General features: G+C 54.0%; 19 protein-coding genes. 17 read left to right on the top strand and 2 right to left on the bottom strand.

The annotated features are described in order from the left end of the window. The first annotated feature begins 159 nt into the window (after nt 1-159). The 7 genes from glmU to MICA_RS11365 all read left to right on the top strand — a co-directional run bounded on the left by glmU (nt 160) and on the right by MICA_RS11365 (nt 13,015). Nucleotides 160-1,518, top strand: a complete 1,359-nt coding sequence (gene glmU, locus MICA_RS11395; protein WP_014103921.1) for a bifunctional UDP-N-acetylglucosamine diphosphorylase/glucosamine-1-phosphate N-acetyltransferase GlmU — start codon at nt 160-162, stop codon at nt 1,516-1,518. Between the two features lie 47 nt (nt 1,519-1,565). Continuing rightward, nucleotides 1,566-1,964: a hypothetical protein gene (locus tag MICA_RS11390; protein ID WP_148260480.1), complete on the top strand. Its 399-nt coding sequence runs from the start codon at nt 1,566-1,568 to the stop codon at nt 1,962-1,964. A gap of 17 nt (nt 1,965-1,981) precedes the next feature. Beyond that, nucleotides 1,982-3,811, top strand: coding sequence for a glutamine--fructose-6-phosphate transaminase (isomerizing) (gene glmS, locus MICA_RS11385; RefSeq protein ID WP_014103919.1), 1,830 nt, complete (start codon nt 1,982-1,984; stop codon nt 3,809-3,811). Nucleotides 3,812-3,978: 167 nt separating this feature from the next. After that, entirely contained in the window at nt 3,979-6,369 is a 2,391-nt protein-coding gene (locus tag MICA_RS11380; RefSeq protein WP_014103918.1) for an ankyrin repeat domain-containing protein, read from the top strand. Nucleotides 6,370-6,523: 154 nt separating this feature from the next. After that, nucleotides 6,524-7,180, top strand: coding sequence for a hypothetical protein (locus tag MICA_RS11375; protein ID WP_014103916.1), 657 nt, complete (start codon nt 6,524-6,526; stop codon nt 7,178-7,180). Nucleotides 7,181-7,399: 219 nt separating this feature from the next. After that, on the top strand, nt 7,400-8,191 hold the full coding sequence (locus MICA_RS11370; protein ID WP_014103915.1) for a hypothetical protein: 792 nt from the start codon (nt 7,400-7,402) through the stop codon (nt 8,189-8,191). Between the two features lie 9 nt (nt 8,192-8,200). Further along, nucleotides 8,201-13,015 carry a hypothetical protein gene (locus MICA_RS11365; RefSeq protein WP_014103914.1) on the top strand — a complete coding sequence of 1,605 codons (4,815 nt, stop codon included), beginning with the start codon at nt 8,201-8,203 and terminating at the stop codon, nt 13,013-13,015. Nucleotides 13,016-13,215: 200 nt separating this feature from the next. Here the strand turns inward: MICA_RS11365 and MICA_RS11360 are convergent, their stop codons facing one another. Together MICA_RS11360 and MICA_RS11355 are read right to left on the bottom strand one after the other, a co-directional pair. Beyond that, entirely contained in the window at nt 13,216-14,181 is a 966-nt protein-coding gene (locus tag MICA_RS11360; protein ID WP_014103913.1) for a 50S ribosomal protein L11 methyltransferase, read from the bottom strand. Then, a complete protein-coding gene (locus MICA_RS11355; RefSeq protein WP_014103912.1) occupies nt 14,182-14,610 on the bottom strand; it encodes a TIGR02300 family protein in 429 nt (142 codons plus the stop codon). Nucleotides 14,611-14,904: 294 nt separating this feature from the next. Between MICA_RS11355 and MICA_RS11350 the strand changes: the two genes are divergently transcribed. From MICA_RS11350 to MICA_RS11305, 10 genes are all read left to right on the top strand, one after another. Then, nucleotides 14,905-16,032: a thiolase family protein gene (locus MICA_RS11350; RefSeq protein WP_014103910.1), complete on the top strand. Its 1,128-nt coding sequence runs from the start codon at nt 14,905-14,907 to the stop codon at nt 16,030-16,032. A 236-nt stretch (nt 16,033-16,268) separates the two neighbouring features. Next, nucleotides 16,269-17,567: a hypothetical protein gene (locus MICA_RS11345; RefSeq protein ID WP_014103909.1), complete on the top strand. Its 1,299-nt coding sequence runs from the start codon at nt 16,269-16,271 to the stop codon at nt 17,565-17,567. A gap of 330 nt (nt 17,568-17,897) precedes the next feature. After that, nucleotides 17,898-20,306 carry a 3-hydroxyacyl-CoA dehydrogenase/enoyl-CoA hydratase family protein gene (locus tag MICA_RS11340; RefSeq protein ID WP_236619908.1) on the top strand — a complete coding sequence of 803 codons (2,409 nt, stop codon included), beginning with the start codon at nt 17,898-17,900 and terminating at the stop codon, nt 20,304-20,306. 15 nt (nt 20,307-20,321) lie between these two features. After that, nucleotides 20,322-21,116: a hypothetical protein gene (locus MICA_RS11335; protein WP_014103907.1), complete on the top strand. Its 795-nt coding sequence runs from the start codon at nt 20,322-20,324 to the stop codon at nt 21,114-21,116. 6 nt (nt 21,117-21,122) lie between these two features. After that, nucleotides 21,123-21,422 carry a hypothetical protein gene (locus MICA_RS11330; RefSeq protein ID WP_014103906.1) on the top strand — a complete coding sequence of 100 codons (300 nt, stop codon included), beginning with the start codon at nt 21,123-21,125 and terminating at the stop codon, nt 21,420-21,422. Nucleotides 21,423-21,424: 2 nt separating this feature from the next. Further along, on the top strand, nt 21,425-22,438 hold the full coding sequence (locus MICA_RS11325; protein WP_014103905.1) for a cytidine deaminase family protein: 1,014 nt from the start codon (nt 21,425-21,427) through the stop codon (nt 22,436-22,438). Between the two features lie 31 nt (nt 22,439-22,469). Beyond that, the gene (locus tag MICA_RS11320) at nt 22,470-24,263 is read left to right on the top strand and encodes an acyl-CoA dehydrogenase C-terminal domain-containing protein (RefSeq protein ID WP_014103904.1); all 1,794 of its coding nucleotides are present in this window, start codon (nt 22,470-22,472) and stop codon (nt 24,261-24,263) included. A gap of 167 nt (nt 24,264-24,430) precedes the next feature. Next, complete coding sequence (locus tag MICA_RS11315; RefSeq protein ID WP_236619907.1) at nt 24,431-25,078, top strand: 2OG-Fe(II) oxygenase; 648 nt, start codon at nt 24,431-24,433, stop codon at nt 25,076-25,078. Nucleotides 25,079-25,128: 50 nt separating this feature from the next. Continuing rightward, on the top strand, nt 25,129-25,431 hold the full coding sequence (locus tag MICA_RS11310; protein ID WP_014103902.1) for an SCP2 sterol-binding domain-containing protein: 303 nt from the start codon (nt 25,129-25,131) through the stop codon (nt 25,429-25,431). A gap of 3 nt (nt 25,432-25,434) precedes the next feature. After that, complete coding sequence (locus MICA_RS11305) at nt 25,435-25,992, top strand: thioesterase family protein (RefSeq protein ID WP_014103901.1); 558 nt, start codon at nt 25,435-25,437, stop codon at nt 25,990-25,992. The last annotated feature ends 13 nt before the right edge of the window (nt 25,993-26,005 follow it).

Raw genomic sequence — 26,005 nt, 5'->3', positions numbered from 1 at the left:
CGGCTTTGCCCGGGGCGAATGGTCTTTCCCGGTTTTCTGTCCGGTTTCTGGGGAATTTGGTGAAATGCTTTGCAACATGATGTGACTTGTTTTGCGCCGCTACCGGGGCAATAAAGACAGGGTCGCATTGTTTTAAAATCAGTGAGTTTTTCAAGTCCGATGACCCCATCTTCCGCCCAATCCGTTTCGAAACTCGCCTGTGTGATCCTGACCGCAGGTCAAGGCAAGCGAATGAAATCGGCCAAACCGAAAGTGCTGCATGAAATTGCCGGACGGCCGATGATCAACTGGCTGTTGCGCTCGGTTGAGGAATTGTCACCGGACAAAATCATTGTGGTCACGGCCCCTGATGCGCCGGGTGTGGCCGATGCGGTTGCCCCGCACGACACCGCCATTCAAAAAATCCCGATGGGCACGGGGGATGCCGTACGTGCCGCCATGCCCGCATTAAAGGGGTTTGACGGCGATATTCTGGTGTTGCTGGGCGATATGCCCTTGCTGTCCACCGGTATGATGCAGGGTTTGATCGAAGCGCGCCGCCATGATGCGCAAACGGGTATTGCCGTTTTAGGTGTTGAATACAAAAACCCGCCAGCCTTTGGCCGTTTGGTGATGAATGCCGATGGCACGCTGAACAAAATTGTCGAGGACAAGGACGCCACGCCCGAACAACGCGCGATCAAATTGTGCAACACGGGTGCGTTTTGTATTGATGGAACGAAATTGTCCGGCTGGCTGGACAAGTTGCAAACCAACAATGCGCAAGGTGAATATTACATCACCGACCTGCCCGAAATCGCGGCGCGCGAAGGTGTCAAAACCCGCGTCAGCATTCTGTACAACGCCGATGAAGTGGCGGGTGTGAATTCCCGCGCCGATCTGGCCGTGGTTGAAGCGATTGCCCAGAAAAACCTGCGCCGTGCGGCTATGGATAACGGGGCCACGTTGATTGACCCATCATCCGTCTTTTTCTGTTACGACACGAAAATTGGTCGCGATGTTGTGATTGGCCCGAATGTGGTGTTCGGCCCCGGAGTGACGGTGGGCGATAACGTGACCATCGAAGCCTTCTGCCATATCGAAGGCGCGCGCATCGATACCGGTTGCACGGTTGGCCCGTTTGCGCGCCTGCGTCCCGGCACGAAGTTGGGGGCCAAGGTCAAGATCGGCAATTTCGTCGAAACCAAAAACGCCCATTTGCATGATGGCGCCAAGGCCAGCCATCTGGCCTATATCGGTGATGCCGATGTGGGGGCGGGCGTCAATTTCTCCTGCGGCGCGATCACGGCCAATTATGATGGTTTTGAAAAATTCAAAACCGTGATTGGTGATAACGCCATGGTCGGCTCCAACGTGACGCTGGTGGCCCCCGTGACCATTGGCAAGGGGGCCTACATCGCCGCCGGCGCCACGGTAACCAAAGATGTCGCCGATGACGCTCTCTACGTCGAACGCGCCGAACCCCGCATGCTGGCGGGCTGGGCGGCCAAGTTCCGGGCGAAGAAGCAGAAGAAATAATTATGCGCTCTTTCCTGCTCGCACTCCTAATGACGTGTGTCCTGCCGATGTCTCAGGCATGGGCGACGATGTGTGTTGAACAGGTGGTTGAAACATTGCCGGAAAACACAATTTTTGCCGGTATTTTTCGTGTTGTTTCAATTGATAATAACGTTGACCATGTAAATACGGATGGGGATTTGCCGCAGATCAAACCCGCGTCCCTCTATCACTTGGAGCCTGTCAAAACCTATTTTGGGGCGATCGCGCCCAATGATGTTTTCGTGTCCAATGGCGCCGTTGATGCGGGTGGTGATCCGCTGGTTGTTGGGTCCGAATACAAAAAAATTATCCTGAAAAAGGGTGTTGATGGGCCCGCTGTCATTGTGAATACACGATGCCACAAGATCAGTGATGATTTATGGGCCAAGTTAGAACATGGACTAATGCCGTCCGGCAAAAACTAGGGAAAAGGAAAACGAAGATGTGCGGAATTATTGGTATTGTTGGCAAGGGTGATGTGGCCCAGCGTTTGGTGGATGGCTTGCGCCGTCTGGAATATCGCGGGTACGACAGCGCCGGGATCGCCACGCTGGACAATGGCAAAATTGAACGTCTGCGGGCCGAGGGCAAGCTGATCAATCTGGATGAGCGTTTGAAGAAAGCGCCGGTACGTGGGCCCATTGGTATTGGCCACACACGGTGGGCCACCCATGGCGGTCCGACCGAACGCAACGCCCACCCGCACGCAACCGAACGCGTGGCTGTGGTGCATAACGGCATCATCGAAAACTACGCCGCGTTGAAGGCTGAACTGGAACAACATCAATGCCGTTTCGAAACCGAAACCGATACGGAAGTTGTGGCCCATCTGGTCGATCACCATTTGAAGCAGGGCATGGACCCGATCACGGCGGCCAACGCGGCATTTGACCGTTTGGAAGGGGCCTATGCGCTGGCCGTTATTTTCGCCAATGAAAATAATCTGATGGTGGGTGTGCGTCAGGGCACGCCGTTGGCTGTTGGCTATGGCGATGGTGAAATGTATGTGGCGTCCGATTCCTACGCGCTGGCGCCGTTGACCAAAAAAATCTGCTTCCTGGAGGATGGTGACCGCATTCGTGTGAACGCGGGCGGTGTGACCATTTACAACCGTGACGGCAAAGAATTGTCCCGCCCGATCCGTATCACCGCGCAATCCGGTGAAACAACGGGCAAAGGTGAATACCGCCACTTCATGCTGAAAGAAATCTTTGAACAGCCAAGCGTGATTGGCGATACGCTGAACTCCTTCATCAATCCGGCCACGCGTGAAATCACTTTGCCGGCCGATCTGGTGGAGATGGTGGCAAAAGCGTCGCGTTTGACATTGGTGGCGTGTGGTACGGCGTTCTATGCCTGCCATGTGGCGAAATACTGGTTCGAACAAATCGCCCGCATTCCGGTTGAAATTGATGTGGCCTCCGAATTCCGCTACCGTGAAGCGCCGATGCCGGAAGGTGGCGTTGCGTTGTTCGTGTCGCAATCGGGTGAAACGCTCGATACGCTGGAAGCGTTGCGCTATTGCAAACGCCAAGGCCAGAAAATCGTTTCCATCGTCAACACGATCGAAAGCACGATTGAACGTGAATCCGATATGGTTTTGCACACATTGGCCGGGCCGGAAATTGGTGTGGCCTCGACCAAGGCGTTTACAACGCAATTGACCACATTGGCCTGTCTGGTTCTGGCCGCCGCAGCGAAAAAGGGCGCGATTGATGCCAAAACCGTTGGCGCAATGTCGGACTCCCTGCGCCAACTGCCCTCTCTCGTAAACTCCGTATTGCAGGATACGGCGGTCACCATCGAAAAACTGTCCCGGGAAATTGCCGAAGCCCGCGATGTTCTCTATCTGGGCCGTGGCGCGATGTACCCGATCGCACTGGAAGGGGCGCTGAAGCTGAAGGAAATTTCCTACATTCACGCCGAAGGTTACGCCGCCGGTGAAATGAAACACGGCCCCATCGCCCTGATTGATGACAAGGTCCCCGTGGTCGTTCTGGCCCCGCATGACAAATTGTTCGAAAAAACCGCATCGAACGTCCAGGAAACCATCGCTCGTGGTGGCCAGGTTTTGCTGTTCACCGATCGTGACGGCCTGACCCAACTGGGCCGCGGTTGCCGCTGGTCCGTGCGGATGCCGGTCTCCGACGCCTTCGTCGCCCCGATCCTGTACGTCATTCCGGTGCAATTGCTGGCCTACCACGTCGCGGTGGCCAAGGGCACCGATGTGGACCAGCCGCGTAACTTGGCGAAATCGGTGACGGTTGAATAAGCAACATTATATTATTGATTTGAGTTTGGGCTGGGGTGTTGAAGATCATCCCGGCCTTTGCTTTGTCAATTTTAAATAATGAACTTGCTTTCAATGCAATTTATGAATGAAAATATAGCTCGTCTTTTGATGAAGTTACGCCAATCTGTGATACGTGTGGTTTTGATATGAAGCGTTTGGTCATTTTATTCTTATTCTTTTTAACAGTTTCCAGTTCTGGATACGCGGAAATATATAATTCACCGCTTCTTTCAAAAGCAGAGAGCGGTGATGTCTGTGCTCAAGCCAAAATTGCCCATAATTATGCGTATGGAAGTGGAGGTGCGCGTTTAGATTATGCCAAGGCTATAGAATGGTATGAGAAAGCTGTGAATGTTGAATGCAAAGAAGGTCTTTGTTCGCAGTGTCAAAAAGAAGCTTTCCGTAGTTTTGGCCTTTTGTATAAAAGAAAATCTCCGATTAGTGATGAAAAGAAAGCGTTTTATTGGCTCAAAAAGGCCGCAGAGAGTGGCAACACGTTGGCATTTAAAAATATGGCTGAATATTATGCTGAGGGCCGGGTTGTTAAGCGTGACTATGAGCGTGCTTATTACTGGATAACGAGGGGAAAGGCCCAGGGTGCAAAGACGTCTTATGATGATTTTATTGTTGAAATAAAAGCCCATCTTACGCCTGCAAAAATTCAAAAAATTGATGAAGAAAATCAAAAATTTATTGAAGAAATGGCGATGGCGCAAAGGAATGCCTTTGCGGATATGATGGATAAAACCACACTGGGATTTAATCCTAATGCGGATCGTGTTTCGAAAGCAAACGCTCGGCTGGCATTCGAAATCGGTTTAAATAAATCGTCTTATGATCTTGTTGGTGTGCAAAAGCTTATTGACAGTGGAGCTTTGACGGGTGGCTACACGCCCAAGGAGGCTTTTTTGTTCATGGCTATTAAGAACAATGATCCCGATTTGGTGCGTCTGCTGTTGAGGAATGGGATCGATCCTAACTCAACGGACGGGCAAGGGGTTCCTGCGTTGTACAAGTGTGGCAGGGTTCAGCGCACGAATGTAGCGCTAGCACTGATCGAAGCAGGGGCAAATGTGAACGCCTCAAATGAACGAGGGTCTTCCATATTAATGGACGCGTCCCGGTTGGGAAATATCGATTTGGTGCGCGCTTTGGTGCAGAAAGGTGCAGACATCAATGCGGTGGAAAATGATGGGCCTCCTGAGTTTTCTTATGACGCACTGTATTACGCTTTGACCAATCGGAATCAAAAGATTGCAGAGATATTGATGCAGGCGGGTGCTGTGCATCAAAAAAAGCATGACAAATTTAACAAGAATCGTGATCAGCCGGAAGCGTGTTCGAGAGAAAAGAAACTTTGTCCGGATGGGCGGGAGGTGTCGTTGGCACCTCCATCATGCGCTTTCCCCACTTGCTTGCAGCAGAAGGAAAAAGAAATTTATCCTATTGTAAAGGGAACGTTTTCAGAGGTCGATAAAAGATTGAGCGATGAGGCAATTCATATACTTGCAAATGGTTCAATCGAGGAGAAGAACGGGATTGCGCATAAAATTCGGGCGAATCCATCTGCATACAACCCAGCGGCGTTGAGGGCGCTTTCAAAAATATATTTCGCGCACATGGAAGATAAGGCGGGTGCCTTCTGGTATATGGTGGCTGATATGCGAAATCGATACGACTCTTTAATTTGTAAGAATAAGGAATCTGCTTGGAATGTTTTGAGTTTTGATTTTTCTGTTAAGCAGTTCAAGCCTTATGCAGAGCATAATCCCGATACGATACAAAAAATATATGAGAATGTTATTATCTGGGATCAAAATACGCCGTATGCCTATGATTCAAGGTGGCGCCTTATTGGTAATGGTAAAAAAGGATACAGCATTACAGATTCCATTCCTGATGATGTATGCGTCTCACCAGATCGTTTTTTAGAGTTTCAAAGTTTGAACCGCGATCAGTATGCGCGTGTTATTGAACAGTACGTAAAGAAATTCGACGTAAGAAAAGAGCCACTTAATCAGTCCGCTGGAGAGTTAACAGCTTTGTTGAAAAAGGCTGAAGCGGGTGATAGGGAAGCCCAATATCAGCTGATTTATCAACAAAATTTGCAACATTTGAATTTGAAGAGCCTAAAGGATCGAGGCGAGCATGTGGAGAAGTGGCTGAAAAAGTCTTCGGCGCAAGGATATGCGCCGGCTACAGCCTTGCTTGGCAAGTATTATACGCTTGGTTTTGATTATTTTTTTCGCGGACATGGTGGAGCCCCACAAACTGAGAAGGGATTATCAATGCTGAAAGAGGCGGGCGCTAACGGATATATAATGGCGTATTTTTATCTTAGTGAATATTACCGTCACATCAAAGATCCAGCGGAGGCTTATGCGTGGGTAAGTGTTGCTGCCATTTTGGCTGACGATGGGCGGCGCGAAATCTATGAGTCTGAAAAAACGCGGCTTGCGTCTGAATTAAAGGGTCATAATTGGGAAAATGCGCAAAAAAGAGCTAGTGCACTTATTCGTCAGTATAAGAAGGAATAATGCGCTCACCGCGCAGTAGCCTCCAGTTGTGCAGGACTGTTTTATCCTGCTTTATGACCATTATTCTTTATTTTGGCATGACGTTCCTGTTGAAACGGTTCGGTATTGTTCTTTAAGATGGCATATCTCTGATCCGCACGAAGGTTTCCCCACCATGCTCGCTAAATTCTGGTTCTACATCCTGCCCCCCGTCCTGATCGTGGGGCAGTTTATTTCGGAGCGGTTGCTGGACCGTCCGACGCTGGAATTTATGTATAGCGAACTGGGGCTGTATGAGAATTTGCAGTTTCTGGTGCTGGTGGCCGCGGTGCTGGTGGCGTTGGCGACCTTTGTGCGCATGGATCGTCGTGCGGATCTGCTGATGACGGCCTGGGTGGCGATTGCGGCATTTTGCTGTGTCTATGTCGCGGGTGAAGAAATCAGCTGGGGGCAGCATTTTGTCGGCTGGGGCACGCCGGATTTCTGGACCCATCTGAACGACCAGAATGAAACCAATCTGCACAACACGTCTGCCTGGCTGGACCAGAAGCCGCGTCTGATCCTGATGATTGGTGTGGCTGTGGGTGGTTTGATTATTCCGCTGGTGCGCAAAATTCGTCCGGCGGCTTTGCCCGCGCGCTTCAATGCGTTTTATCCGTCATCGGCCCTGTGGGTGGTGGCGGCGCTGGCGATTGGTGTGCATCTGCTGGATAAAGTGGTCGAAGGCGCGGGCCTCAATCTGTTCGAACGCACGAGTGAGATGCAGGAATTGTGCTTCTATTACTTCGTGCTGCTCTACCTGCTGGGCCTGTATCGCCGCCTGCCGCGATAACGCATTCCCCGATAAACCATTCATCGATAACGCAAATGCAAAATCCCGCCCTGTGGATAAGACCGGGCGCAGGATGGTATGGGCGTCGGGGGAAGGGTAGAGTTATTGCACGAGATTGGGTGGGAAACCAGTCTTGAAATAAAAAATTCTTATGCCTATCACTGCCATCAGGTTTCACGTCTTTTTATAAATAAAACAAAAAGATGCGCAGGAGTAAAAGTGGCTTACAGAACCGAAATAACGCCGCTGCCCGGTACGGGTGAGGCCCATTCTATCTGTATTCCTGCGGCGCGGCTGAATTGGCCGGTTGCCGGGTGGACCCTCTTCGAGTTTTTGCAAAAACCTGAAGCCACCGCGACCCGGCGGGATTCTGCCGAATCCACCATTCTGGGTCTGGGCTATTCCATTCATAACTGTCACGCCGTGCATCAAAACGGGGCGCCGTGCGATGGGGCCAACACCGTTCTGTTGCGCATCGATTCGTGGCATTACGATTTGATGGGGCAGGTGACCGACCTTCCGGTTATGGAAATCGTGTTCGATGCGCGGCGGTTTTCCGTGCCTGCGCACTCGGTGGTCAGCCTGAAAATCATGGCGCGGCCGATTAAAATTACGGAAAAAATTTCTTCCCGCGCCGTCAATGCCGCGCTATTCTTCCTGCACCAGATCCAGGCGGATCAGGTTCCTGATTTTGAACGGATTTTGGAATTGCACCGCCTGCACCCCGATTTACGCCGGACGTCGGATGATGTCCTGAATGACAGCGAATCGGGATCGGGTGGGAAACAGAACAATAAAAAACTGACTGTGCCGTCGCGCCGCCCGACTTTGGGGCCGAAACTGGCAACAGCGTATGATCGCCCAAACCGCACACAGATGCTGGACCGGCGATTGTCTGAACGAACATTGGCGGGTGGATGTGTGATGGATACGGGGCAACCCGCATCCGAGGACCGTATGCCAGAAAAAATAACAAGCATACACAGGGACAAGCGTTTCTTGGGGGAGTAATCGGGAACAATGACCAACACCACAAACACGCCGGATCAGGACAACATCCCCAACGCGAACAGCGGGGATGTGAAAAAGACTCCGAAGGCCGTGATGAGTTTGGGGCGTATATTTGAACGCGCGGCGGATTTTGACCTGCGCTATTTCCCCATCGAAATCGGTGTTGATGCCCAGAAATATTACGAATCCCGCCCGTCCGGCTATGCCGGGGTGAAGTTCTATGCGGAACAGGGGGCTATTCACGGCGTACATGCTGATGTGAACCCGGCCACGGATGGTTCCATTGCCATCGCGATTGAACATTGGGTCCATCGCCCGAACGGTGACAACATCACCACCCCCTTTATGACGCTGAAGGCCGAACCGGCCAAGCACAAGGGCAAGGACGTCATGCGGATCACCGAACTGGTGGTCCAGGGCGAGGCGATCAATCTGCATGACCGTCGTGCGGTGGCGGCCGCCGTGACAACCTGTCAGCAGGTTTTGGAGACGCTGCGTCTGGAACAACGCATGCCGATGCTGGGCAATATTGCCAAGGATGCCGGTTTGAAAATCAAACCCTTGCCCAACACATACAAGGATGGCAATGCCCGTCTGGCCTATGAAGAAGGGCGCAAAAATATCACGCGGTCCTTACGCATTCCGCCGCAATATGTGCCGGCGGTGACCGGGTTTTTCCAACAGGGTTATGCCGCTCGCCCGGGTCAACCGGTGCTGTTCCATGCGGCGACACGCGGCGCGGTGAGCGGGGGCGACAAGGATTCCGTACGCTACAGCCTGCAGGCCGAAATGGTGCGCGGTGAAACTGCCGATCATACGAATGTTGAAATGACGCTGGCGAAGAAAGATTTGGCCGCCAGCCATGATTATCAGGACCATAACCTGGTCAAATTGTCCTTCCGCCCGGTGCGCAGTGAAAAGGGCAAGGGGTTGGTGGAATTGTCCGCCGCGATGATTGGCGACCGTAAACAACGGGTCAGCGATCACAAAAACATGGTGCGTATCCTGCACTTCGCGCATGACGCGATGTTGGATGTGCGGGATGGTATTGTACCGGATCTGGGCGATATTATCGGTTACACCAACACACAAAAAGCCATCAGCGGCGTGCCCGCCTTGACGAAAGAAGAAGGCGCACGTTTCACCACGCGCATTCTGGGCGGCAACCCGACCAACGAACATTTGCCGGGCCGTGAACGCGGCTTGGGTGCGAACTGCTTCGCCGATCATTACGAATATATCGACGACAAGGGTAAGCTGGTGACCGAATCGCTGGTGCGCGATGTCGGGATTATGGCGCTGGACCGCGATAAAACCGGGTATGACGCGAAAATGGCGTTCGCGGGCGATTATTACCGCCACCGCAACAACCCGAAACACAAACCGAAATATCAGGCTGCGGCGACCTTTATCACGCACTGGCACTATGACCACAATGGCGGCGTGCCACATATGTTGTTGGCCGGGTATGTGATGGATCATGTGATCTGCAACGCCGCGACGAAAATGCATATCGAAGATATTTGCAAAAAGCTCGATGTGCCCAAGGAATGGATGCCGAAAAAATGGACGGTCATCGATTCCCTGATCGACAGCAAAAAAGAATTGCAGATCAGCAAACACATCACCGCCGAATTTGGCTGGACCCCGCACTCCGCGCCCACCAACTGGGTATTCGTAAAAACGCCGAAGGGCTCGTTGTTCCATTATTCTGACGCGAAGTTCGACCAGACGGTCGAATCCAACCCGGTGTTCGATGTCGAACGCATCACGGCGCTGAAGCCGACGATGGTCACGGTCGATTCCACGCGCGCCAGCTTTACCGGCCCGATCAAGCGTGAAGACGACGTGAAAAAAGGCATGGTGAAATTTATCAACGAATCACCGGATAAGGCCCCCGTCACCCTGCATATCGGAACGAACGCGGCCCGTTTGGTGACAACCGCTGACGCCTATGGCGAAACCGATCGCGATACGATTGTGCTGGGTGCGTCCTTGCGCTTTACCAAAAAAGTGCTGGAAAAAATCGGTCGTAAAAACGGCAAAACCCTGAAAGAACATGCGCGTCAGGCCTTTGGTCGCCGGATTTTGAACTTCACGCCGACCGGTGTTGGTGTGAATGCGATCTTGAATGGCGACATTCGTCACCATGGTCTGGTCGTCACCGGGACGCACAACGAACAAATGTCCATTCTCAACCGTTTGATTGAGAACAAGGACCAGAAGAATCTCGGCTTCATCACGCCGCAACGTTATAAATTCATTGTGTCCCAGACGGGCATTCCGGGTTCGGAAAAGCATTATAATGAAGTGATCCAGTTTCTGGAGCGCCGTGGCTACGAATATGTGGTTGAACATGCCTCCGGCCACGGTGGGCAAGAAGACGTCGAACGCATGATGGATATGGCCGGTGCGCCGTATGGTCTGGCCACGCACGGTGATGTGCCGCAACGGGCGCACAGCGCCGCCCTGATGGTCAAGCACGGCATGACCGCGATTAACCCGAGCGAACAGGACGTCATTCAGATTTCCGATGAAAAGGGTTGCGCCATCATTGGTCAGGAAAAATCAATGATGACCTACATCACCATTAAGCGTCCGAAGGACCAGCACTTTGGTGGTGGCGAAGATGTTGAATATCTGACCAAGATCGTGCCGCCGGAAATCAAAACCCCGGTGGGTGACATGATCCGCGAAATCGCGGACGCGCGTGAAGATAATGGTGATGAAAAACACCGTCTGAAACTGCGCCGCGCTGCACGGGATCAACATGATGCTGTGCTGAATATCGACGGGGCGAATTTGAACCCGAAACAACGCCGCGTGCCCATGTCCCTGCCGGATTATTATATCCAGAATGGCTTTATGCGCGGCATTACCTACGATACCGAAACGACCCAATTGGGCCGTTATGCCGGTATTCACCAGTTTGCTGCGGTTCAGTATGATCTGCTGGGTGATGCCAATGAAAAATGGGCGAACTATTACCAGATTTTGCCGCGCACGATCCTGCCGGATCTGGACGCGTTGCTGACCACCAATGTGATGCCGTCGGCGCTGTATGAAAAGCCGCCGGTCGATGCAAAAGGGGCCTTTAACAATCCGGGCGAACTGAACGGTGCTTTCCCGCCGCGTCTGTTCTATTTCAAGATCAAGGAATTCCTGGAACAATCGAAACAGGTTTCGTTCAAGGATGAGAAGGGCAACGAGTTTACAACGTCGCGCCTGTACATCGATGCCGAACAAAAACCCGAAGACGCCAGCCGCAGCAAGGCCAAGGGTGATAACGGCGTGAATGTCTATGAACAGAAAACAATCAATTATGTTCTGGACCCGACGAAGAAGAAAGAATTGAAATCCCCGCGCGTGGTGCATATCAAAACCATGGTTGATGGCGCAAACATCTTCAACGCCGACAATATGTGGATGCAACAACTGGCCTTCGCCGCCGGGGATCTGAACTATTTCCCGATGAGCAGCGGGGGTATCCGCAGCAGCGACATCCGCAACAAGGCCCGTATGTTTGCCTATCTGCGCCCGGATAAGTTCAAGGTCCGCCGCAAGCCGGAAAATCCGGACTTCCCGGATTTCACGGTCGAGGGGTTGATGATTTCCAACAATCTGGTGTCAAAGAAGGACGGCGCGGCGCACGAAGGGCGCAACGACGTCATCATGGAACGCCGTCTGGATCAATTCATGCGTGAAATTGACCCGGAATTGTACACCCGCATGACCATGAACGCGAACAAGGCCGAGGTGAAAAAATACCTGGGCGGTACGCATAATGGCATGGTCTATCCGCGCCATTTGCTGACCTACGTCAACCGTACGGCGTACAAGGCGTGCGCAAATATCGGCGTGTATGTGGGCCGGTCCACCGAACGGCGCTATGCGAACAAGGCGGTGCTGTTCAACGTGTCCGACTTCGATCCCAAAGAATTCATGCATATGGGGCCGCAGGAAATCGCCGAGATTATGAGCGACCGGAACCATCGTCTGCACAAAGCGTTTGAAATTATCAGCATCAACAAACAGCCGCTGGTGACATCGGTTGAACGCGGTATTGCCATCGGTGCCAACCGTGGCGCGTCGCTGGAGCAGATGAAGGCCAACAAGCACTTCATTGAACGCAACCCGGAAATGGCCGCGAATATGGTGCGGGCGATGGAAATGGCCCGCCATTTCCCCGATTTTGATCGCAAACAAACATTGGAAGAGCGCGTTTATTCCCCGGCCTTCATGGAGATGTCCGCGCATGACAAGGCACTGGCAAAATTGTTTGTGCCCTGCGCCGAAGAATTTGCGAGCGCCAAGGAATCCGACCGCATCAACCGCGAACGCGCCCATGCGCTGGATCAATTCCATTCGGTTCAGGTGCGTGAGCGTTATGTCGCGGTTCTGTATCGCGCACAAATCGAGCATGCGCAGTTGTTTGGCAAAACCAAAAACTATCTGCACCCTGATGATCTGGCGCGTGAAAAAGCCAAGGAAAAAGCCCGTATTCATGGTTTGATTGATACGGATGCGGTGTCACTGGGCCGTCTGGAAATGCAAATCAAACGCGCCCATGAAAACTGGGAAGAGCGCATGGCCGGTAAGTCGAAAAAGGACCGCGCGCTGGCCGAAGCAATCTTGAAAGAAACCGAAAATCTGGTTCAGGATATCAAGACCAAAATCGCGAACAATGATCCCGATTGGGCGTTGTCGGCGGACGATTACCGCCTGCTGGGTCTGGATGATAACCGCCCCTATGGCACGTACCAGCGCCCGCTGGCCAAATCCAAGGTGCGGACACCAAAGCCGCCGAAACAGAATTTAGGATAAAGAAAAACGGGGTGATTTTTTGCCCCGTTTTTTTAACCACGAATGGACACGAATAAACACAAATGTTGGTTTTCGTCATGCCGGCGAAAGCCGGTATCCAGGGGGATAGATCGTATGGATTCCCGCGTTCGCGGGAATGACGATTTGTGGGGTTTTATAGCTTCTTATTCGTGTGGATTCGTGTTCATTCGTGGTTTGAATTACACACTTTTCCGCATCAGCAACGACGTCCAATCCCCGCGCACCATGCGCGTGACGGGTTTTAGATTGAGGGCGATATAGGCGTCTTCAACCTCATCCGCCTGCTCATTCAAAATCCCGGACAGGATGACGAAACCATGGTCTTCCATCGCCGCAACCAGATCATTCGCCATGGCCAGTAACGGTGCGGGCAGGATGTTGGCAATCACGATTGTATAGGGTGCGTGGTTTTGGACCAGCGGCAAGCGGAATCCATCCCCCGCACATGTGGCCATGCCGGTGGTGGTCGGTTGTTCATCCCATACGGGGACATGGTTGATCTGGCCGTGATGGTCGGTCACGCGGATGCATTCGGGATCGATATCGCTGGCAATAACCGGACGATCAAACAGCATCCAGGCGGCAATCCCCAAGATGCCCGAACCGCATCCCATATCCAGAATGCGATTTGGTGTGATGCCTTCGGCCTTTAAGTGTTCCAGCAGCAACAGGCACCCGGCTGTCGTTCCATGTTCACCCGACCCAAACGCCGTGGCGGCGTCGATTTGCAGGGCGCGGAACCCATCCGGTGCGGGTTCGGTGGAATGGCTGCCATGAATATAAAAACCACCAACGGTAAAGGGCGGAAACGCGCGATAGGATTGTTCCAGCCAATTCGTATCAGGATTAACGCTTGCGCACTCCAGACCCGCCGGGGTCACACTGATCATATCGGCCATATCAAACATGGCGGCGGCATCGTTCAAATGCGTGGCCAATGCGTCCGGGTCGGCGATGCCCGCCAGCAACCATTGCATGGTCCAGGCCGTAGCGCCCAGATCGGATTCCGATGCTGGGGTTTCACGAACCAGCGACGATGAAATCTGTTCCCCGCCAAAGGCTTCATCAGCAAAAAGGCTGGCCTGAACATCGCTCAGGCCAGCCGGAAGGCGTATTGTAACGGTATAAAGAGATGCGTCAGACACTTAGTCTTCGTCGTCCTCGTCTTCATCGTCGTCATCGAAATCGTCATCATCCAGATCATCGTCCAGATCGTCGTCGATATCCAGATCGTCATCGATCTCAATATCTTCATCGTCGCCGTCAACATCTTCGGCGTCGGCTTCTTCCATGTCCTCGACTTCGTCCAGGCTGACGGTGTCGTCTTCCTGTTCGATTTCGTCCTCATCATCCAATTCTTCGGCTGTATCATCCGCATCGGCGGCGGCGGCCGGGCTCACTTGGCCTTCGTCATTGGCGATGGCGCGGCTGCGGCGGGCCTTCAGCTTCACTTCACCGGTAAATTCCGCCGCGCAATTCGGGCAGATCACCGGACGTTTGTTGAAATCATAAAAACGGGCGCTGCAGCTGTTGCAGATGCGTTTCATGCCCTTTTTGTCGGTTGCTGTGGCCACTGACTTCAGTCTCCTTCAATAATAATCGGATCGGGGTTCGGGGCGGTTTTTTCGTAATTTCCCGTATTCCCCAGATAGGGATAGGTGATGCCCGGAATTGTCCCGGGAGTCAAACGGAATGTCAAAGAGAAAAGCGCCCCCCATTTGAGTATGGGACAGGTTGTGTATGCGTCCCCCTCGAAACCCGTAGATTCACGCCCTATATCCCTGTAATGTATGGGACGGACAAACCGACTCACCCCACCCGTTTCCGGGTTCCCGGGGTCATTTCCCATCTATCCGGAGGGTTACAACATGACAGAAACAGCCGTAATTTGTGGCTTTAAACGCAGCCCGATGCACCTGGCGACCAAGGGCGCCCTGGCCAAAGTGCGTCCCGATGATATCGCCGCCGCCGTGATCAGCGCGCTGGTGAAAGAAACGGGCGTGAAGCCGGAAGATATCGAAGATCTGATCATGGGCTGCGCCTTCCCCGAGGCCGAACAGGGCTTTAACCTGGCGCGCATCGTGGTCCAGCTGGCCGGTCTGCCGGTGTCGGTGGGTGGTGTAACGATGAACCGTTTCTGTGGTTCGTCCATGACGGCGATCCACATGGCTGCCGGGGCGATTGCCATGGGCGCTGGCGATGTCTTCATCTGCGCCGGTGTTGAATCGATGACACGCATTCCGATGGGCGGCTTTAACCCGATGCCGAACCCGACTTTGGCCAAAACCTTCCCGCAGGCTTATATGAGCATGGGCGAAACCGCCGAAAACCTGGCCAGCAAGTACCAGATTACCCGTGGTGAACAGGATCAATTCGCTGCCAATTCGCAAGCGAAAGCCGCCGCTGCGGCTGCGTCTGGCAAATTCGATGCGGAAATCGTGCCGATTGGCGATATTAAAACCGACGGTATTATCCGTCCGGAAACCACGGTTGAGGTGCTGGCGGGTCTGAAACCGGCCTTCCTGTCCGATGGTACGGTGACGGCGGGGACGTCTTCGCCGTTGACCGACGGGGCTGCGGCGGTGCTGGTAACCTCTGAATCCTATGCCCGCAAACATAACCTGCCGATTATGGCGCGGATCAAATCGATTGGCGTATCCGGTTGCGCGGCGGAAATCATGGGTATCGGTCCGGTTCCGTCCTCGCAAAAGGCGCTGGCCCGTGCCGGCCTGTCGATCAAGGATATTGGCCTGTTTGAATTGAACGAAGCCTTCGCCGCGCAATCCTTGTCGGTGGTGAAGGAACTGGGCATTGATCAATCCCGCCTGAACATCGATGGTGGCGCGATTGCGCTGGGTCACCCGCTGGGGGCATCCGGTGCCCGGATCACCGGCAAACTGGCCAGCCTGATGCAACGTGAAGGCATCAAAACCGGGTTGGCCACCATGTGTATCGGTGGCGGTCAGGGCACGGCCATCGTGTTGGAAGCGGCCTAGGCCCAGATCCGACCCTATCCTTTTGCGCATGCAAAATGCAAAAATTCAGGCCGGAGGGGCAACCCTCCGGCCTTGTTTTTGGCTGTTTTCCTTACAATTCAGTCAAAGGCGCGGCGTTAACGTTTACATCATGTTTACACCCAGCGTTTACCATAATAGTGCGGCGGTGCAACAGGGCCCGTCTCCCCCTGCGGGCGGGGGCTTGAAAATGTCTGATAGAGGCGGGGTTTCTGCGTATGAGTTCTGTGGTCACATTGCTGACATCTCTGGGTTTGACGGATGCAACGGATTTTGACGCGGTTGAACGGGGCTTTATGGAACGAGTGCACAGCATCGTCTCTACGGCATCCGAAAGCTATGACGAAGCGCAAGTGAAAGCACAGGAGCAAGAACTCAAAACCCTGTTCCAGCAATTTTTCGATTACGCCATGCAATGGGCCGCGCATGATGTGAAGGCCCAGATGAAAATTCCCGGCCGTGCCAAAGACCATCCCGATGCCATCCGGCTGAAGGCCGAAGCGCGCAACGTCCTGCGCGGATTACAGGGAAATATCACCAATTTTGCCGTCGCCTATCTGCAGATTAACCGTTTCACCACATTGGTGCGGGACGGGATCCGCAACGATAAATCCAAAGCGCTGGATATTTCGGGCCGCAATATCAAATGGACGGCGGATGCCGGGGTGATGATGACCCGGTACGAAAAGCGAAAAGCCGAATTGCTGGACTATAAACTGCGTTTCGGCACCGCCCGCGATTTACTGGCCAGCATGGAAAGCGACTGGGCTGTTGTGACCCGGTCGTTGGATGCCCTGTACGGTCCGGTGGAGGCCGAGGCGATGGAACGGTCCTTGCGCGCCTCTTTACGCATTGGCGACATGAAGCGCGCCCGCAGCGTGGCCAAGGCCGCGCAGGAAGGGAAATTGCGTTTCGGGGTCGAGCGGCCCGATGCCGTCCGGCAAATGCTGGATCAGACCCTGACCCGCCTGATCAATTTTTATGATGAGCATCAGGTGGATTTGCAGGATGAAGAAAAACGCCTGTTCCTGCGCGCGGCTGAACTGGGGCTGGTGATGGAGGCGCAGGCGCAGGAAATCCGTAAAATCAACGGATTCATTATGAAATACAGCCTGCCCTATATGGAATTTAAGCTGGGGACGCTGGCGCATTTGCGTGACAAGATGATGGTGATTGGGTCGCTGGAAAACCTGATGACGCTTTATCGGAAAATGCTCTCCGGGTTGATCCGGCCTTTGGCGGATATGGGGGCGGTGCGGGAATATGAATCGACCGTCATCAACCGGACCCGGTATTTACAAAACAACTTCTTTGGCGAGGTGCCAACGATTGTGCGCGACTGTGCCAAGGTGGTCGAGGAGTTCCGTGTCCTGCAACGGGATTATCATAAAAACGTCGCACAGATCGAGATTGAAGGGGCTGATTTAGGCGAGGATGACGCGGCCGATGGCCATACATCTGCAACCGGATCGGCAACCGTTCCGCAATCTGCCGCATCATCCATCGCGGCGTCCTAAAAAACCGCTTTTTTGTAAGCTATTTCTGCATCCAGCTTGCCTCTCCCCCTCCCAGAGGGAGGGGGCGGGGGGAGGGGCTCGACTGCTGGAAAATAACCACCATCACGCCCCCCACCCAAACCCTCCCCCTCTGGGGGAGGGAATATATTCAGAGCGAGAGGACGTACGTCTTTTGCGCGCCGTGACTGTACAAACCGGCTGGCGCAGCCTATCTTATTCACGGCGCTTGAATCTCTCGCGCCGCTCCCGCCTTCCACCGTTTTTCATCAGAACCGGCACACCATGTTTGGCTTTTTCAAGAAACTCAATCCATCCAAAGGGACCAAGATCATGAGCAATTCCTCCATCCAGAAAGTGGCCGTTATCGGATCGGGTGTTATGGGGTCGGGCATCGCGGCGCAAATCGCCAATGCGGGTATTCCGGTGGTGTTGCTGGACATCGTCCCGAAAGATGCGGCGGACCGGTCTATGCTGGCCAAGGGCGCCATCGACAAAATGCTGAAGGCCGACCCGGCCCCGTTTATGTCCAAGCGCAATGCCAGGCTGATCACGCCGGGGAATATGGAGGATGATCTTGCGCTGCTGTCCGATTGCGACTGGATCGTCGAAGTCGTTCTGGAAGATTTGAAAATCAAACACGCAACCTATGAAAAGTTGCAGGCGCATCGCAAACCGGGCTCCGTTATTTCCTCCAACACCTCCACCATTCCGCTGCATCTGCTGGTGGAGCCGTTTGGTGATGCGTTGGCGAAGGATTTTATGATCACGCACTTCTTCAACCCGCCGCGTTATATGCGTTTGCTGGAACTGGTGACGGGCCCGAAAACGCGTAAAGACGCGATTAAACTGGTGCGCGATTTCTGCGATATCCAATTGGGCAAGGGCGTTGTGGAATGCCACGACACGCCGGGCTTTATTGCCAACCGGATTGGGACATTCTGGCTGCAGGCGTCCCTGAACCACGCTGTGGATCAGAAGGTCAGCGTTGAAGTGGCCGATGCCGTGTTGTCGAAACCGGTGGGCATTCCGAAAACGGGTGTGTTCGGTTTGATTGATCTGGTCGGCATTGATTTGATGCCGCATCTGGCGCAATCGCTGTTGTCCACGTTGCCGGAGGGTGATGAATATCGTCGCATTGCACGCGATTTTGATTTTATTAAGGGCATGATCGCCGCCGGTTATACGGGCCGTAAGGGCAAGGGTGGTTTCTATCGCCTCGACACCGCAGGCGGGAAGAAAGAAAAACAGGCATTCGATATCACCGCGCCGTCTTTCAGCGAATCCGCTTACCACAAATCCGATAAACCGCGTCTGGATTCCGTCGATGCGGGTAAAGCTGGTTTGCGCGCCGTTGTCACAACCGATGATGCGGGTGGGCGTTATGCGTGGGCTGTGCTGCGCGATACGCTGGCCTATGCCGCGTCATTGGTGCCGGATATTGCCGATTCCATCGCTGATGTCGATGAAGCCATGCGCCTTGGCTATAACTGGAAATTCGGTCCGTTTGAAATGATCGATGCGCTGGGTGCGCAATGGTTTGCCGATGCGCTGAAGGCCGAAGGAAAAACCGTTCCGGCCTTGGTGCAGAAGGTGGGCAGCGGGTCGTTCTACCGCGTTGAAAACGGCAAGATGCAATATTTCGGCACCGATGGGGCGTATCACGATGTGGTCCGTGCCGAGGGTGTTTTGTTGCTGCGTGATATCAAGCTGTATTCCAAACCGTTGTACAAATCATCGTCCGCGGCCCTGTGGGATGTGGGTGATGGCGTTTTGTGCGTTGAATTTACCGGCAAGATGAACGCGCTGGATAATGATGTATTCGATGTGTACCACCACGCCATCAAAAAAATTGGCGATGGCAAAGGTGAATGGAAAGCTTTGGTTATTTACAACGAAGGCACACATTTCTCCGCTGGCGCAAACCTTGGTCTGGCAATCTTCGCCATGAATATCGGTCTGTGGCCGCAGATTGAGGAACTGATCGCGGGCGGGCAGAAGGCCTATATGGCGTTGAAATACGCACCGTTCCCGGTTGTTGCGGCCCCGAGTGGTATGGCGCTGGGCGGGGGTTGCGAAATCCTGCTGCACGCCGATCATGTGCAGGCGCATGCCGAAACCTATTGCGGTCTGGTCGAAGTTGGCGTCGGCCTGATCCCCGGCTGGGGCGGATGCAAGGAATTGATCCTGCGCTTCCAGGAAAAGGAACGCGAACAGTATAAGAAAGCCATTGGCGGTGGTGACCGTTTGTGGATGTCACCGCAAAACACGCCGATGGGCGCGGTGCGGAAAGCATTCGAGGTGATTGGCACGGCCACCGTGGCCAAATCCGCAACCGAAGCCAAGGAAATCGGATATTTCCGCGACCGCGATGGCATCACCATGAACCGTGATCGTTTGTTGTTCGATGCGAAGAAAAAGGCCTTGGAAATGGCACAAAATTACGCCGCACCGACGCCGGTTGAATCCATCCGTCTGCCGGGCCCGACGGGCAAGGTTGCGCTGGATATGGCTGTTTCGGATTTCAAAAAATCGGGCAAGGCCACACCGTATGATGTGATCGTGTCCGATCACCTTGCGGCGGTGTTGTCCGGTGGAGCCAAGGCTGATTGGACCGCCCCGGTCAGTGAACAGGATCTGTTGAAACTGGAAATTTATGAATTCATGAAGCTGGTGAAGAACGAGGGCACACAGGCCCGTGTTGAACACATGCTGTCCACTGGCAAGCCGCTTCGGAACTAAGGATCGCGCCCAGGAATGAAAAAACATATCATTTTTTGGGGGCTGATACTCGGGGCGGTGGCGCTGCTGGGGCTGATCCTGCTGAAAAGCTATGGTGCGCAGCTGGATTCTGAACGTATGAATCAGGGCGTGGATGCGTTGTTCATGGCAACGTCCATGCCCGCCGATACCCCACCCGCGCAGTGGCCGGATATTATTCGTCAATTTGTTGCCGCCCATGTGCAAATTGATCCGGCCAAACCATTGAATGACAATAGCGGGGCGTGGGTCGACACAATCGGTGGCATGTTAATGCACGCCCATAAAAAAAGTGAAATCCGCCCGGCGGTCAACCCGGCCACTGCGGCCCAACTGATGGGTTTGATGCTGCAACGGGCCGGGGTTGAAGCGCGGATTGTCGAATTGTTCCGTTATGCTCCTGGCTTTCCCTCTGTCGCGATGGTTGAAACCAAGGATATGGCCAGCGGCCAGTGGGTCTTGCATGATCCGGCGCGCGATGTGTATTGGGCCAACCCGCAAAAACGCGAACGGGCCGGGCTGGAGGCCATCGTTCGCGATCGGGCGCAGAATTTTATGCCCTGTAACATGACGACATGCGATTGGGCGCTGGTGTCACAAACAGGCGTGACGCCGCAGGATATGATGACGTATTTCGTTCTGGGTGTGGCCTATGACCCGGTTGACCCGGTGATGTTTGTGAACAACGAACAATTCTCCCTCACCGCGCCCGTGACGGGTGTGGACGGGGCGGCGCTGTCGTTTTGTCAGGCGCGCGCCAATCTCTGCGCTTTACGCAAAGTGGATTATTGATACGCAATGGTTTTCTTCAGGAAGGGCAAAAGCAAAGGCAAGAAAGGCGGTGGCGGTGATGCGCCATCGGCCCCCGGTGTGCCGCCGCAACGGTCCCCTGAAAGCATAAAATTGCGCGAACAGGCGATGGAAAACGCCCGCAAAGCCCGCGCCGAAATTGGTGAAGAAACCTTGCAAAAAATTGCCGCCGCGCTGGAAGAAAAAAATCGTTCCGCCGGTAAAAAAGCCCGCGATGAAATCCGGAAAATGGATAAGGATCGGGTGGCGCAACATCTCAAAGATCTGCTGGCCGACCGGGATAAATGATCATGGATTTTGTGCGGTCTTTCCAGACGCTGGATGAAAAAACGATTCTGCCGTGGTTGCGCGATGTGCGGACGAAGGCGCATGCGCCGTCATCCGGCTATCGTGTTGGGGCTATTCTGATCGTTAAAACATCGTCCGGTTTTTTGGGCTTTGCCGGCGTGAATGTGGAATCGATTGAACATCGTTTAAGCATTCACGGAGAAGAAGGGGCGCTGTCCGCCCTGATCACCACGCTGGGCCCGGATGTGGCGATTGAATCTGCCTGGGTTATTGGTGGCGTTGATCATGATGGGCCGGAAAGCGATATCGTGGCGCATTGCTGTGGCAATTGCCGCCAGCAATTGGCCGGTATTGCGCGTGTACCGGATATTCGCGTGCGCAATTGCGCCCTGTCGGGTCGGGTTGTGGATACGGCGCTGAATGATTTGCTGCCCGATTCATTCAGCTTTGATAATTTCAACGCCGAATCTTCTGCCTTGCGATCTCGCGCGATTGCAACAATTACGCCGGATCAGGATGTCGCCAGCCTTACACGCCGCGCGGTGCGTCAAGACCCGCATGACATTCCGGCTCTGCGCGCCTGGGCGGCTGATCTTAACTCCCTGAATTATGCCAGCCATACATCGCAAACGGTGATTCTGGCGCTCGATAACGGGGCGTATGTCGCCGGGGTCAAGGTTGAAAATGCGGTCTTTACGGGCCTCAGTGCAATGCAGGCCGCTTTGGCTATTGCCAATGTATCGCAAAAACCCGGCTGGTCGGTCAGCGAAGCATTCGTGTTTTCCGAACGCGGCGGCGATGCGGGGCCTTTGCGCGATGATGAAATCATGCCGCTATCCCTTTCGGCCCTGCAAATTTTAAGTGAATTTTCAAAGTCATCCATTATTCCTGTGACGCATCTTTGTGCGAACGGGGATGGGTTGACCTTGACGCTGGCCGACTGGGGCCGTGAAGCGCCGCGTATGCACCATGAAACACGCCGCATTCGTAACGGACTTTTGTTGTCTGCGGCATGATTTGTTTTTAACCTGAGAAGGATCTTGTGAAATGCCTGTTTATACCGCACCGCTTGATAATATTCGTTTTGTTCTGAACGATGTTCTGGGGGTTGAAAAACTTTCTACCCTGCCGGGCTATGAAGAAGCCACACCCGACATGATCGACCAGATCATCGAAGGCGGCGCCGCGATTTGTCAGGATATCCTGTTCCCGTTGAACCAGTCGGGGGACAAGGAGGGATGCACATTCGAAAATGGCGTTGTGCGCACGCCTTCCGGTTTCAAGGACGCGTACAAGGCCTTTACCGAAGGTGGCTGGACTGCATTGGCCGCCGATCCGGCCTATGGCGGCATGGGTATGCCCGCGACCGTGAATTTCGTTTTGCAGGAAATGATCTGTTCCGCCAACATGTCGTTCGGCATGTACCCGGGCTTGTCCGAAGGGGCCTATAACGCCCTGCATTTGCACGGCACTGATGCGTTGAAGCAGACCTATCTGCCGAAATTGGTCACGGGGGAATGGTCCGGCACCATGTGCTTGACTGAACCGCATTGTGGCACCGATCTGGGGCTGATCAAAACCAAGGCTGTTCCAAATTCTGATGGATCGTTTGCGATTACGGGGACAAAAATTTTCATCTCCGCGGGTGAACATGATCTGACCAGCAATATCATTCATCTGGTTCTGGCGAAATTGCCGGATGCGCCGGAAGGGGTGAAGGGCATTTCCCTGTTCGTCGTGCCGAAATTTATGCCGAAGGATAACGGCGATGTTGGTGCGCGCAACGGCGTGGCCTGCGGGTCCATCGAACACAAAATGGGCATCAAGGGCTCGGCCACCTGCGTTATGAACTTTGATGGCGCAACCGGCTGGCTGGTCGGTGAACCGCATAAGGGCATGCGCGCCATGTTCACCATGATGAACACCGCCCGTCTGGGTGTTGGGATGCAGGGTCTGGGCATTGCCGAGGTCGCGTATCAAAACGCCCTGAACTATGCCAAGGAACGCCTGCAAATGCGTGCGCTGACGGGTCCGGCGGAACCGCAAAAACCGGCGGATCCGATTATCGTGCATCCGGACGTACGCCGCATGCTGATGACCGGCAAGGCCGTGACGGAGGGGTGCCGTGCGCTGGCCTACTGGGCGGGCATGCATCTGGATATTGCCGAACGCCACCCGGACCCGGCACAACGCGAAGCCGCCGATGATCTGGTCGCTTTGCTGACCCCGATTGTGAAGGCGTATCAAACCGATATGGGCTTTGAAATCGCCAACATGGCGGTGCAGGTTTATGGCGGTCATGGCTATATCTGGGAACATGGCGTGGAACAATATGTGCGCGATGCGCGGATCTCCCTGCTGTATGAAGGCACCAACGGCATTCAGGCCATGGACCTGGTCGGCCGGAAGATGAGCGCGAATTACGGCCGTTATTTGCGCCGCTTCTTCCACCCGGTGGGTCAGTTCATCGAAGAAAACCAGGCCGATCCGGCGATGCAGGATTTTGTCTTCCCGCTGGCCAAAGCTTTCGCCAAGTTGCAGCAAGCCACGGCGATGGTGGCGCAAAAGGGTCTGAAAAACCCGAACGAAGCGGGGGCTGCCGCATCGGATTATCTGCGGATGTTTGCGCTCGTCGCGCTGGCCTATATGTGGGCTCGCATGGCCAAGGCTGCGACCGAAAAACTGGCCGCTGGTGCAGGTGATAAGGCGGAGTTTTATGACAGCAAATTGAAAACCGCACGGTTCTTCTATGACCGCATTCTGCCGGAAACGGATTTCCGCTTTAAACAGGCGATGGCCGGGGCGGATAGCGTGATGGCGCTGGATGCCGCAGGCTTCTAAGAAAACGCGATAAATGAAAGAACCCGGGGCGCGACCCCGGGTTTTTTATGCCTCTTGCGCTTTTTCCGGCGCTGTGGTGATGATGTTCATGAAAACGGTCCACGTGGGTGGACCAGTATTTTGTCATTGGAATTTTATAATTGGGCGATGCCGAACCGGCTTTCCGATTGGATCATGATAAAATTGCGGCATTGAATGCCCGCATAGCGGACGACCTTTATGTGCAAGGCTGGTCCATATGTCCCGATTACGTTCCCGAAAATTTACGCACGGCCCTTCTGGCCGATCTGGCCGCACAGGAAGAAGCCGGGCGCCTGACTTTGGCGGCTGTCGGGCGTGATGCGGCCCAAACTGTGGAAACGGCGATCCGCAATGACCGCACGTTGTGGCTGGCCGGGCGCGATCTCGCGCCCGCGGCCTATCTGGATTTGATGGGGCGTTTGCGGCTGGATTTGAACCGCCGTTTGATTTTGGGTCTGTTCGAATATGAAGCGCATTATGCCCGGTATGATGCGGGCGGGTTTTATCGCAAGCATGTGGACGCTCTGCACGGTGAACGCAATCGTGTGGTTTCCACCGTCACCTATCTCACCCCCGATTGGGTGGAATCGGATGGCGGGCATCTGGTGCTGTACGATGCGGTGGATCAGGACCGGGAAATCACCCGGGTGCTGCCTGTGGCCGGAACCCTGGCCGTGTTTTTGAGCGAGGATGTCCCGCATGAAGTCCTGCCCCCGGCGCGGCCGCGTAATTCTATTGCCGGGTGGTTCCGGTGCAACCCATCCGGCGAAGACCGGGTTGATCCGTTGCGGTAAAAGCGTATCTTATTGGGCATCTGTCATTTTTTAGCAAATGGATGCCTGCCATGAACCTCGACGAAGCCACCAATCAGATCAATCAAAAAATCGCCCAATCCCCGGGCCTGAACGCCCGCGTGAAATTTAATTTTGGCGATGACGGGATTGTTTTCGTTGATACAACGCAAAGCCCGCCTGTGGTGAACCATGATGATGCCGACGCGGATGTTACGCTGACCTGCGCGCTGGCGACATTCGCCGGATTTTTGAACGGATCACAAGACCCGAATATCGCCTTCATGATGGGCAAGTTGAAAGTGGCCGGGTCGATGGGGCTGGCGCTGAAGCTGAATGCCCTGCTTGAGGGATAAATCATGAATCTTTATATCCGTCTTCTGGTTCTGCTTATTCGTGGTTTGTTTTTTAAACCGCGCATCACGGATATGATGGCGGTGCAATCCTTGCGCTTCAATGTTCTGCCCAATGATCTGGACAGCAATATGCACATGAACAATGGGCGTTATCTGACCATCATGGATCTGGGGCGGTTTGATTTGATCCTGCGCAACGGGCTGTTGCGGGCGATGATCAAGCGCAAGGCTATCCCGGTGCTGGCGTCGGTGTCTACGCGCTATCGTATTTCACTGGCTCCGTTTGAACCCTATCGTCTGGAAACGCGCGTCATCTGTTGGGACCCGAAATGGGTGTATATGGAACAGCGTTTTGTGATTACCAAGGGGAAGAAGGCCGGAGCCGTCGCCGCGATTGCACTGGTTAAAGGCGGGTTTTATGATCAGGTGGCCAAGCGCACCGTGCCTACGGAAGAGTTGCTGGGCATTATCGGCATGAAATTCAAAAGCCCGCCTATGCCCGATCATGTGCGTGGCTGGGTTGAGGCTGAGGATGCCCTGCGCAGCGTGACGGCGGAATGATAAAAATGTAATG

This window comes from Micavibrio aeruginosavorus ARL-13, from assembly GCF_000226315.1.
Lineage (GTDB): Bacteria > Pseudomonadota > Alphaproteobacteria > Micavibrionales > Micavibrionaceae > Micavibrio > Micavibrio aeruginosavorus_B.
This window is presented reverse-complemented; position numbering and strand designations above follow the sequence as displayed.

What these genes read in the sequence shown, in the direction of transcription:
- MICA_RS11365 (WP_014103914.1), top strand. Translation starts at nt 8,201, where the DNA reads ATGACCAACACCACAAACACGCCGGATCAGGACAACATCCCCAACGCG.
- MICA_RS11375 (WP_014103916.1), top strand. Translation starts at nt 6,524, where the DNA reads ATGCTCGCTAAATTCTGGTTCTACATCCTGCCCCCCGTCCTGATCGTG.
- MICA_RS11390 (WP_148260480.1), top strand. Translation starts at nt 1,566, where the DNA reads ATGTCTCAGGCATGGGCGACGATGTGTGTTGAACAGGTGGTTGAAACA.
- MICA_RS11320 (WP_014103904.1), top strand. Translation starts at nt 22,470, where the DNA reads ATGCCTGTTTATACCGCACCGCTTGATAATATTCGTTTTGTTCTGAAC.
- MICA_RS11340 (WP_236619908.1), top strand. Translation starts at nt 17,898, where the DNA reads ATGAGCAATTCCTCCATCCAGAAAGTGGCCGTTATCGGATCGGGTGTT.
- MICA_RS11305 (WP_014103901.1), top strand. Translation starts at nt 25,435, where the DNA reads ATGAATCTTTATATCCGTCTTCTGGTTCTGCTTATTCGTGGTTTGTTT.
- MICA_RS11350 (WP_014103910.1), top strand. Translation starts at nt 14,905, where the DNA reads ATGACAGAAACAGCCGTAATTTGTGGCTTTAAACGCAGCCCGATGCAC.
- MICA_RS11345 (WP_014103909.1), top strand. Translation starts at nt 16,269, where the DNA reads ATGAGTTCTGTGGTCACATTGCTGACATCTCTGGGTTTGACGGATGCA.
- glmS (WP_014103919.1), top strand. Translation starts at nt 1,982, where the DNA reads ATGTGCGGAATTATTGGTATTGTTGGCAAGGGTGATGTGGCCCAGCGT.
- MICA_RS11310 (WP_014103902.1), top strand. Translation starts at nt 25,129, where the DNA reads ATGAACCTCGACGAAGCCACCAATCAGATCAATCAAAAAATCGCCCAA.
- MICA_RS11335 (WP_014103907.1), top strand. Translation starts at nt 20,322, where the DNA reads ATGAAAAAACATATCATTTTTTGGGGGCTGATACTCGGGGCGGTGGCG.
- MICA_RS11380 (WP_014103918.1), top strand. Translation starts at nt 3,979, where the DNA reads ATGAAGCGTTTGGTCATTTTATTCTTATTCTTTTTAACAGTTTCCAGT.
- MICA_RS11325 (WP_014103905.1), top strand. Translation starts at nt 21,425, where the DNA reads ATGGATTTTGTGCGGTCTTTCCAGACGCTGGATGAAAAAACGATTCTG.
- glmU (WP_014103921.1), top strand. Translation starts at nt 160, where the DNA reads ATGACCCCATCTTCCGCCCAATCCGTTTCGAAACTCGCCTGTGTGATC.
- MICA_RS11330 (WP_014103906.1), top strand. Translation starts at nt 21,123, where the DNA reads ATGGTTTTCTTCAGGAAGGGCAAAAGCAAAGGCAAGAAAGGCGGTGGC.